At 62.3% G+C, this 10,243-nt stretch carries 7 protein-coding genes; 2 read left to right on the top strand and 5 right to left on the bottom strand.

What is annotated here, in order from left to right; translation table 11 throughout:
- Positions 1–32: 32 nt before the first annotated feature.
- From ABX298_RS25205 to ABX298_RS25225, 5 genes are all read right to left on the bottom strand, one after another.
- On the bottom strand, positions 33–1,859 hold the full coding sequence (locus ABX298_RS25205; protein WP_367393817.1) for a DUF1302 domain-containing protein: 1,827 nt from the start codon (positions 1,857–1,859) through the stop codon (positions 33–35).
- Between the two features lie 18 nt (positions 1,860–1,877).
- On the bottom strand, positions 1,878–3,215 hold the full coding sequence (locus tag ABX298_RS25210) for a DUF1329 domain-containing protein (RefSeq protein WP_367393818.1): 1,338 nt from the start codon (positions 3,213–3,215) through the stop codon (positions 1,878–1,880).
- Between the two features lie 191 nt (positions 3,216–3,406).
- Complete coding sequence (locus ABX298_RS25215; protein ID WP_367393819.1) at positions 3,407–4,765, bottom strand: NAD(P)/FAD-dependent oxidoreductase; 1,359 nt, start codon at positions 4,763–4,765, stop codon at positions 3,407–3,409.
- Positions 4,766–4,795: 30 nt separating this feature from the next.
- Positions 4,796–6,226: a coniferyl aldehyde dehydrogenase gene (locus ABX298_RS25220; protein ID WP_367393820.1), complete on the bottom strand. Its 1,431-nt coding sequence runs from the start codon at positions 6,224–6,226 to the stop codon at positions 4,796–4,798.
- 107 nt (positions 6,227–6,333) lie between these two features.
- The gene (locus ABX298_RS25225) at positions 6,334–7,248 is read right to left on the bottom strand and encodes an AraC family transcriptional regulator (RefSeq protein WP_367394489.1); all 915 of its coding nucleotides are present in this window, start codon (positions 7,246–7,248) and stop codon (positions 6,334–6,336) included.
- Positions 7,249–7,772: 524 nt separating this feature from the next.
- On the opposite strand from ABX298_RS25225, the gene ABX298_RS25230 reads away from it, so the two are divergent.
- Together ABX298_RS25230 and ABX298_RS25235 are read left to right on the top strand one after the other, a co-directional pair.
- Entirely contained in the window at positions 7,773–9,605 is a 1,833-nt protein-coding gene (locus ABX298_RS25230; protein WP_367393821.1) for an AAA family ATPase, read from the top strand.
- 2 nt (positions 9,606–9,607) lie between these two features.
- Positions 9,608–10,243, top strand: coding sequence for a 4Fe-4S single cluster domain-containing protein (locus tag ABX298_RS25235; RefSeq protein ID WP_367393822.1), 636 nt, complete (start codon positions 9,608–9,610; stop codon positions 10,241–10,243).

Below are 10,243 nucleotides of genomic sequence, written 5' to 3' on the forward strand. Positions count from 1 at the left end.
GCCGCGCGCCTTGCCAGCGCTTGGCGGCCGGATCAGAAGGAGTAGGAAATGTTGCCGCTGATGAAGTCGCGGTCGGCCATCAGGTTGTTGTCGCCCCCGCCCCAGTAGCGCACCCACTGCAGGCCGCCTTTCCAGCTGTCGCGGTAGTTGAACAGCAACGAGCTGGTCAGCGACTTGCGCCCCTCGACGAAGGGCATGGCGTTGGGCGTGGTGCCCTTGACGTCGTGGCTGAAGTCCAGCTGTGGGGTTACGGTCACGCCACTGCCGAACAGGTTCGGGTAGTTGACGCCAAACTCGGTCACGTAGCCCCAGGAGGTGCGGTCGGGCAGCGAGTAGTCCGGCAGCACGTAGGGCACCCGCCCCGAGTCATCCAGCCCCGGATAGCGAGTGACCGCCACCTCCGCCAGCAGGAAGCCATCGGACGCACCCAGGGCACTGGGGATGAAGCCCAACGGGTCGTTGGCCGAAAAGGTGTAGGTGGCGTTGACGTCTGCCTGCCACTTGCGTTCCTCGACAAAACCCTTGCTCACCCCTGTGTCGAACACGCTGTAACGGTTGAAACTGCCAGTGAAGGCCTGCCCGAACGCTACCGTGGGGTCTATTGCCACGCTATCCCGGGGCCGGAACGACAGCTCCCCGGCCACGGCCACAGGGCCGACCAGGGTGCTCATCGACAGGCCGAACAGGTCTTTGTCCTCGCCATAGTTGATGAAATAGTCGTCCACGACCAAGGCGTCAGGGTTGCTCCGTGCCGTATAGCCGACAAAGGGCAGCTTGTCGTGATAGCGCTGATAGAACAGGCCGAACTCGGTGTTTATCGACTCGGCCATCCAGCGCAGCGCCAGGCCGTACTGCCCGCCGTTGCTGGCCTTGCGCTCGCCGCCATACGGCACCGCCAGGCCGCTGGCCACCAGTTGATCGTGGCTCAGGCCACTGGTCAGCGGGTCACCGCAACGGCCAGTCGGTGTACCGGCGCAGGTGCCGGGCTGCAGGCCCTCGACGAAGCTTGTCGGGTAATGGATCGCCCTGCGCCCTTCACCGACGATGTCGACGGTGGAGAAGTAGGTGCCTACCGGGTCGACATCGTAGGCATTCCACTTGAACTGGTAGTAGCCCTCCAGGCTCAGGGTGTCGGTCATGCCCAGGCTGAACGAGGCCATGGGCGCGGGGATGAACACCTCTTTGAGCTGGGTGCCCGGGGTATGGTACTTGGGCAGGCTCAACGCGTTTATCTGGTTGATGCCACCGCTGATGAACATCTCCGCGCCCCAGCTGATCACCTGGTTGCCAACCTTGACCTTGGCCGGCATCTCACCAATGTCGAAGCTTTTCGCCAACCACAGGTCGAGCAAGTCGAAGCGTTTGGTGGCGTCGCGTCGAGCCGGGCCTTGCAGGTCGGTGCGCCGGGTATCGTCCATCTTGAAATCACGGGCCCAGGCAACCCGGCCCAGCGCGCTCCAGCCCTCGCCAAAGCGCAGGCTCAACTCATGGGTGCCCTTGATCACCTGAGAGAAGACATCGTGCTTGTGGTAGTTGAGGTTGCCATCGTCAGCGTTGCTGTAGTTGATGTCGGCATTGGCGTAGCCGTTGCCGCGCTCGAGGTTGTAGTAGCGGCCCAGCTCGTTGCCGGTGCCGGTATTGCAACCGCCGTTGTCGTTACCCAGCATATGGCAGTCAGGGGCCTGCAGGCGGCTGGCGAAACCGTAGGACAGGGACGAGTCGAAACTGCCCGACAGGCCCCCCTCGCTACCGAAGGTAAAGGCCTGGCAAGGCGCGGTGCCAAGCAATCCGAATGCCGCCAGGGCCAGCGCCGGGCACGGTGCGGCCTTCGCCCATGCCCGCGAAGGGAGTTTGTTCATGCTGTGGTCTCCGGAGGATTAACGCTCGCCGCGACGGCGCAGTTCGTTGGCGTTGAACAGCTTGTCGCCAACCCGGCCTTGCAGGCCGGCAGTCAGGTCCAAGGCCGCCCCCTCCTGGGTGAAGCCATCGGCGATGTAACGCCGGGCGATCAGGTCATAGCTGACGTACTCGAAGCTGGTGCAGGCCTGGATCTCGGGGTCGGCCCACAAGCTGCCCTCCTGTACCCGCCACAGGTTGCCCTTGGCGTCGTACATGTCCACATGCAGGAGGCTCCAGCTGTCCTCGTCGAAGTAGAACACGCGCTTGGCGAACGAGTGGCGCTTGTCAGCCTTGACCGTGGCTTCGACCACCCATACGCGGTGCTTTTCGTAGCGCTGCGCGTCGCGGTCCAGGTAATGCTCGCCGATCAGCTTGTCGTAGGTGTTGCTCTTGTCCACCAGGCGGTAGGAGTTGTACGGCACCACCATCTCGCGCTTGCCCAGCAGCTTGAAGTCGTAACGGTCCAGGGCACCGGTGAACATGTTGATCTGGTCGACGAAGTACAGGTTGTCGGAGCCGGCGATCGGGTTGTCGTAAGCGAAGGTTGGCGCCTGGCGCACGCGGCGCTGGCCTGGGAAGTAGATCCAGGCGTTCTGCGGCTGGTCCAGACGGGCGTGCACCAGGTACATTTCACCCGCGCGCGAAGATGGCGACTGGATGTCGTAGAGCAGCTTGGCTTCGATGTCGTCGGTGTCCGCGGGTGCCTTTACCGCGGGATCATTGTAGGGGTAGTACTCGCTGGCCCATTGACGGACCTCGGTGAGCCCGCCGCCGGCCTCACGGCGCAGGAACGAAATCTGCGCCTTGCGGCCCTTGGCCATGTAGCGCAGCTTGTAGTTCCACAGTACCTCGATGCCGCTTTTCGGTTGCGGGAACGGTACCGCAGCGCCGGCTGCATGCTCCAGGCGCCAGCCGTCGGCGCCGATGCTCGCCTGGCCGGCGAAGTCCTGAGTACGCTTGGCCACCTCGGCGGGTATCGCACAGCTGCGGTGCGTCGGGTATACGTCCAGGCGGTAGCCCGGGTAGGCCTTGATCAGCGCCACCTGCCCTTCCGGCAACTGTGCCTGGTACTGAGCGACGTTGCTGGCATCGATCGAATACAGGCGCTTGTCACCGGCATACGGGTCGCCATGGCCCGGCGACCAGCCGGCCGGCGCCTGGGTCAGGCCGCCGCTCCATGCGGGTATGCTGCCATCGGCATTCCCGGCCTTTTCGGCGCCAGTGGGGGTAAGGTCGGCAAATGCCGTGACCGGAATGGTGGTACCGAGCAGCGCCAGCAGCGCGCCGCCCAACAGGGACAGGGGGCGTGGTTTCATGAACTTTTCCTTGCGTGGTTCTTGTGGTTATCGAAAGGCAGTTCGCAGCAAACAGAGGGGTAAAAAGGGGCTGCCGAGGAACAGCCCAAGGTCGATTCCGACTCTGTGAGATAGACAGTATTCAAAGCTGCAGGCCGAGGCTTGGCAGGATGCGTCAGGATGTTTGTCATCCGGTGCCATGCCGCGCAGTCTCACGCCTTGAGGCTACGCTCCTCCCACCAATCCCAGGCCCGCAGCATTCTTCGCGCAGTACGCCCGGCCCAGCACGACAAGGTGTTGCCCGGCATCGGGATGATTTTGCGGTTCACGATCCAGAAATCGGTCAGCTCGCTCTTGTGCCCCTGCAGCAGATCGGCGATCGTCCGGCCATTGAGGTGGCTCAATGCGACACCATGGCCGAAGCAGCCTCCGGCGTAGATCATGCGTTCATCACCGATGAAACTGACCTCAGGAACCATGTCGGCATTGACTGAAACCGGCCCACCCCAGCGATAGGCGACCCGAACGTCACGCAACTGCGGATAGATCCATTTCAGGTGGGCCTCGCAATGCTCCCAGGCGGCCGTGGACGGGCGCTCCTGCATGGCACTGCCGCTATAGGCCTGTACATCGCCACCGCCCATGACAATGCGACCGTCGACCGTGGGGCGGAAGTAATGCAGCATCTGCCGGTTATCGCCGAACGCTTCCCTGCCTTGCCACCCCAGGCGCTGCCACATGTTGTCGCTCAAAGGCTCGGTGACAATCTGGTAGGTCCACAATGGCAATTGCCGCGAGCGCAGGCTGCGAGGCCCGGGAACATCCTGTGCGTAGGCATTGGTAGCAATGACCACCTTGTCAGCGGTTACCCTTGCCGAGGGGGTATTCAACACAACTGCGCCGCCACTGTTGTCGATATCCAGCACCGGTGTGGACTCATGAATGCGAACCCCGGCCGCCGCTGCCAGTTTCTTCAGGCCACGCACCTGCTTGCACGGGTTCAGGTAACCCGTGTCGGCCTCCCGAATCCCTCCAAGCAGATGTGGCGAGTCGTTGCGTTGACGCAATTGGGCCTGACTCTGCCACTGCATGTCCGCTGCCAGCCCCAGTGACTCATACAACTCCAGGGTCTTGCCCAGACGTGCCAATTGGGCAGAGGAGTAACTGACTCGCATCAGGCCCGCATGCCGGTAGTCACAATCAATCCCATGCGCTTCGATCAGCTCGCGGGTGTGCATCACCGCCTTCTCCAGGTAGTGATGGGCGTCGATCATCCTCTGCTTGCCCCAGCGCAGTACCACCAACTCAGGTTCCAGCCCGAACAGCTTGGTGCTGAAGCCAGCGTTACGCCCACTGGCGCCGAAACCGATCAGCGCTGCCTCGAGCACCAGTACCCGGGCCCCGGGGTTGTCGCGCTTGAATTGCCAGGCCGCGTTCAGCCCGGTAAAGCCACCGCCGATCACTGCAACATCGACACGCAGGTCCTCGCTCAGGGGCGCGTCAGGTGAATAGGCTCCATAGGCGTGCTGCCAGAAGGAACGGTGCTCATGCAATGCCTCGTTATCAGTCATGCCGGGTTCTCGCATTGGATAGGGTTGAGATCAGCGGCCGAGCATCAGCCGAATCAAACGCTCGAAGGTTTTGCCATAGGGTGGGTACAGCAGAGGGAAAGCCGGCCAGGCGAATTGCTGGAACACCGGACGCAGCTTGGAGAACTCAAGAAAGCCTTCGTAACCGTGGTAATGCCCCATGCCGCTGGCGCCCACACCGCCGAACGGAAGATCATGCTGGGCCACGTGCAGTCCGCAGTCGTTCAGCGCCACCCCTCCAGAGCGGGTCTGGGCGATTACCCGTTCCTGCAACGCCTGTTGGTGGGTGAAGAGATAAAGTGCCAGCGGGTGGTCGCGGTCGTTGATGTACTCCAGCGCCTCGTCGATGCAGCGATAGGTCTTCACTGGCAGGATCGGTCCGAAGATCTCCTCCTGCATGAGCTGCATCGAATCGCACACGTCGACCACCAGCACCGGCGCAATCTTTCGTGAGGCTGGATCACTGAGCTTGCCCCGCAACAGCTCGATCACCCTGCCCCCCTTGCCCCGTGCATCGTCCAGATACCCCAGCAGACGCTCGAACGAGGCACCATCCACGATCGAGGTGTAGTCCTTTGAATCCAGCGTCGGATAACGTGCAGGAACGATGCCCCTGCACTGCTCGACGAAGGCTTCGAGCCTGCTTTCATGTATCAGCAGGTAGTCAGGCGCAACGCACGTTTGCCCTGCGTTCACCGTTTTCATTTGCAGAATTCGGCTGGCTGCGGTCTTCAGATCGAAATCGTCGGCGATGATCACCGGAGACTTGCCACCCAACTCCAGGGTTACCGGCGTCAGGTTGCTGGCAGCCGCTTTCATCACCTGGCGACCTGTAGCTGCAGAACCGGTGAAGATCAGGTGATCGAAAGGCAGGCCGGAGAAAACCGAACCGCTGACATTCGGCACAATGGCCAAGGTCCGCTCATCGAAGTACGCGCCCACCAGGCGGTGCAGCAAAGCGCACAGATTCCGTGAGTTGGCGGCCATCTTCACCATGCAGCGGTTCCCCGCGGCCAGGGCACTGGTCACTGGCCCCATTACCAGGAAAAGGGGGTAGTTCCACGGTGCGACCACACCGACAACGCCCTTGGGCTGCGGTACTACACGATTACGTGCCCCCGGGAACCAGAACGAGCCTTTACGCCGCTGCGACCTGGCCCAACGGCCCAACCTTCCATGGCAGTCGCGAATGCCGTCGACGCTGAGAAACAGCTCCAGCAGCAGCGTTTCCTGGTGGGCACGGTTGCCAAAATCCATGCTGATTGCCGCACAGATGGCTTCCTGATTGTCCAGCAGCAAGCGCTTCAGGCGCTGCAGATGCCGACGGCGTTCCTGCACTGTGGGTATCGGCTGCTCGCGCTGTGCAGCTCGCTGCAGCGAAAGAATGCGTAACGCCTCGGCTTCGCCACACTTGGCCGGGCTGGCGTTTACCGCTGTGCTCATCGTCGCTCTCCTGAAATGAAGTGGGCCAGCTGCCCAAGGCGGGCGCAGGCGCTTCTTTCAGGGTATAGAGGGGGACAACGGCTGAATTGACCGCAGGTGCCAGAGTTTCAGCCACCGGTGCCATGGGTACGACTGGCCAGCCGGTACTGCTGCGGTGAATGCCCGGTCCAGCGGCGGAATGCCCGGGTAAACGAACCGGATTCGGCGTAGCCGAGCAACAGTGAAATCTGTGTCATCGAATAGTCGGAGTGGTTCAGGTACCCCATTGCCAGGTCGCGGCGTACCTCCTCGATCAATACCGAGAACTCGATGTCCAGGTCCTTGAGGCGACGTTGCAGGGTACGCCGGCTGAGGCCCAGGTATTGGCTGACCTGATCGAGTGACGGCAACCCACTGGCCATGCCGAGTGCGATCATGCGGGTGATCCGGGGCAGCAATTCGTCGCTGATGTTTCGTTGCTCGCGCTCCTGCTGAAGGTACGGCTCCAGCGCCTTGAACAGTCGATCGTTACCTCGGGTGGCAGGCAGGCCAAGCACCTGGGCTGGCAACGTGATGCGGTTGGTCGGCTGGTTGAAAAACACCGGGCACATGAACAATTGCTTGTGCATGGAGACATCTGCCGGACGAGGGTGCTCGAAGTCCACCCGCAATGGCTGTACTGCGCTGGCAGTTATCAGTTGCAGCTGTCGCAGAATCGCGGCAATGGCAAACTCTGCATCCTGACGGCGATTGAGCACGGTAGTGTCGGTGACCTGGTAGGTGACACGCAGCTGCCGGCCCTCGCAGCAATAGTCGATGGACGACTCCTGGGCGAACACCACGAGGTACGTGTGCAGCGTCATCAGGGCCTTTTCAACGCTAGGTGCGCAGTGCAAGGCGTGGCCCAGCGCGCCGAAGTCGTCGGCTTCGGTCTGACTGCCCAAGGTCAGGCCGATAGCAGGGTTGCAGCTGCCGGCGGCCTCCCAGAGCGCGACATATTGTTCACCGGGGATTTCAATATCGGCGCGCTCAAGCAACGCCATGTCAATGCCAAGCGCGTCGAGGTGTGGGGCAAAGACATCCTTGAAGCGTCGGAAAAAGTTTTCCGAGATAACGGTACGCGCTGATTTCATGTTGTTCTTCGCAGATCGGTGCTGGGTGGAGCGGCTCAAGGGCGCTTGCCACGCAAACACAAAACACTTGAGTGATTCTTGATAGACCCAATTGGCGCCTGTCAGTCACAATTCATACACAGCGTACGCATGTGTGCAACCGTGGAAAATACCAGCAGATTCAGTGTCGACCATAACCCGTGAAAGATTAGCGGGGACCGGCCTGATCAACGCATCACTAACCTTTCCAGTGCAGTGCTTGAGCCTAGGTTAACTGAGCAAACCAGGAATACCGCCACAGCGCTCTGTCCAAATGTTCTTCGGCGACCCTGACATCTTTTCAGACCCCCGCGGATAGTGCGGACCGACTGTACAGATGTTTCGCACAGTGCTACTGGAAATTACCCGCAAGGAGCAATACCCTGCCATGAGCGCCCAACGTAACGAGCTTGATCATGTCAGGGAATACACTGTTTCAAAATCCGCGTTGGATGCGTGACCTCGTCCGCTTCTTGCCGCTGAAAAGCCAATTCGTCCTGTCGGGAAATATTCGTGACCTCCAGGCCTGCGAAGTCGCCCCTGGCATGGTCACAGCCCAGAGTTTCAACCAAACCCTATGCGACGCCCTGCTCGATACCGGCTATGGCCACGTGCTGGCCTGGGACCCGGTGGCCGGCTTTCGCGTGCTTGGCAAGCCCGGCAGCGACCCGGCACCGGGCCAGGCCCTGCTCCAGGAACTTGGCCTGAACCCGGTGAACGGCGCCGCGCCTGCAGGAATCGACCTGTTGGCCGCCACCATGCAGCGGCTGCAGGCCCGCAGCGATACGCCGGTCGCCCTGATCATCGATTTCGCCTCGCGCCTGGTGGTACGTAACGACTCCCTGAGTGCGGCCGAGCACCAACTGTTCACCCAGGCCCTGGTGCATGCCCACCAGGCTCGCAGCCGGCCACAGCCACAAACGCGCAAGCCTTTCTTCAATACGCTGCTGTGGCTGGTGGAAAAAGAAGGCGACCTACCGGACTGGCTGCTGGTCGACAATCCACGGATTCGCCATATTCCGGTATCCAAACCCGACCAGCTAGCCCGCCGCGCCCTGGCCCCGGCCTTGCTCAGGGGGCTCGCCGGTGGCCAGGAGGCGAGTCAGGATGCCATCGCCCAGGCCGTGGACGCCTTCGTGCAGAACACCGAAGGCCTGCTACTACTCGACCTCAGCGCCATCGCGCAACTGGCGCGGGTCGAAGGCGTGGCCATGGCGCAGATTGCCGATGCCGTACGCCGCTACAAAGTGGGTGTCACCGAAGACCCCTGGCTGCGCATCGACCGCCAGCGAATCCGCCAGGGCGACGCGCTGGTGCACCAGCGCGTCAAGGGCCAGGACCACGCGGTGACCCATATGCTCGACATCGTCAAGCGGGCGATGACCGGCGTCGGCGCCAGCCGCAAGGGCAACCGCCCGCGTGGCGTGGCCTTCCTGGCGGGCCCCACCGGGGTGGGCAAGACCGAGCTGGCCAAGACCATTACCAGCCTGCTGTTCGGTGACGAAAGCGCGTACATCCGTTTCGACATGTCGGAGTTCAGCGCCGAACATGCCGACCAGCGTCTGATCGGCGCGCCGCCCGGCTATGTCGGCTATGACGTGGGCGGCGAACTGACCAACGCGATTCGCGAGAAACCCTTCAGCGTGGTGTTGTTCGACGAAATCGAAAAAGCCCACCCACGCATCCTCGACAAGTTCCTGCAAATTCTCGACGACGGCGTGCTGACCTCCGGCCGCGGTGACCGGGTGTACTTCTCCGAGGCGCTGATCGTGTTCACCTCCAACCTGGGCATCTACCGCCAGGATGACAATGGCGAGCGCGTTGCCAACGTGCTGCCTGGCGAGCCCTATGAGCAGGTCCGGGAGAAGGTCCACAGCGAAATCGACCGGCATTTCAAGCTGGTGCTCAACCGCCCGGAAATCCTTAACCGCATCGGCGAGAACGTCATCGTCTTCGACTTCATTCGTGAAAATGTCGGCCAGCAGATCTTCGAACAGATGGTCGATGGCACCTTCAAGGACCTGCAACTGCAGGGGCTGCACGTGGCCATCGCCCCCGCGGCGCGCCAGGCGCTGCACACCCTGTGCCTGCGCGACCTGTCCAACGGCGGCCGTGGCATCCGCAACCAGCTCGAGGCGCATCTGCTCAACCCGCTGGCGCGGGCCTTGTTCGACCAGGACGCACAAACGGGCGAACACTTCGCCATCAGCGACCTGGGTGCTGACGGGCTGACCCTGGAACGCCGCTGACCATGGAGCTGAGCCTGTCCCGCGTGCACTTCCCGGTCACCACCCTCGGCCCGGGTCGGCGCCTGGGTATCTGGTTCCAGGGTTGCAGTATCCGCTGCCCTGGCTGCATTTCCGCTGACACCTGGGGGCCAGGGCAGCGCCGCGTGAGCATCGCGCAACTGCTGGCGCAACTGGCGCCCTGGCTGGCCGAGGCCGACGGCATAACGGTCTCCGGCGGTGAGCCGTTCGACCAGTTCCCTGCCCTGCTTGCCTTGCTCCAAGGCCTGCGCCATTCGAGCCCGTTGGACATCCTGGTGTACAGCGGCTACTCGCTGGAGTACCTGCAACCCCAGCTGCGCCAGGCCGAAGGCCTGATCGACGCGTTGATCAGCGATCCGTTCGAGGCGCACAGCGAACAAACCCTGGCGCTGCGCGGCAGCGACAACCAGCGCCTGAACCTGCTGACTGCACTCGGCCATGAACGCTTGGCCTGCTACGAGCGCCCCTTGCAAACCGCCGACAAGGCCCTCGACCTGATGTTCGACGAGAACGGCAGCGTGTGGATGGCGGGGATTCCCCTGCGTGACGACCTGCTGCGCCTGCACGACCTGCTGAGTGCGCAAGGCCATAAGGTCCGCACCAGTGCGCACCGCCACTGA

The sequence above is a fragment of the Pseudomonas sp. X4 genome (genome assembly GCF_040784925.1).
GTDB classification, from domain to species: Bacteria; Pseudomonadota; Gammaproteobacteria; order Pseudomonadales; family Pseudomonadaceae; genus Aquipseudomonas; species Aquipseudomonas putida_Z.

What these genes read in the sequence shown, in the direction of transcription:
- ABX298_RS25230 (WP_367393821.1), top strand. Translation starts at nt 7,773, where the DNA reads ATGTCAGGGAATACACTGTTTCAAAATCCGCGTTGGATGCGTGACCTC.
- ABX298_RS25220 (WP_367393820.1), bottom strand. Translation starts at nt 6,226, where the DNA reads ATGAGCACAGCGGTAAACGCCAGCCCGGCCAAGTGTGGCGAAGCCGAG.
- ABX298_RS25225 (WP_367394489.1), bottom strand. Translation starts at nt 7,248, where the DNA reads ATGGCGTTGCTTGAGCGCGCCGATATTGAAATCCCCGGTGAACAATAT.
- ABX298_RS25215 (WP_367393819.1), bottom strand. Translation starts at nt 4,765, where the DNA reads ATGACTGATAACGAGGCATTGCATGAGCACCGTTCCTTCTGGCAGCAC.
- ABX298_RS25210 (WP_367393818.1), bottom strand. Translation starts at nt 3,215, where the DNA reads ATGAAACCACGCCCCCTGTCCCTGTTGGGCGGCGCGCTGCTGGCGCTG.
- ABX298_RS25205 (WP_367393817.1), bottom strand. Translation starts at nt 1,859, where the DNA reads ATGAACAAACTCCCTTCGCGGGCATGGGCGAAGGCCGCACCGTGCCCG.
- ABX298_RS25235 (WP_367393822.1), top strand. Translation starts at nt 9,608, where the DNA reads ATGGAGCTGAGCCTGTCCCGCGTGCACTTCCCGGTCACCACCCTCGGC.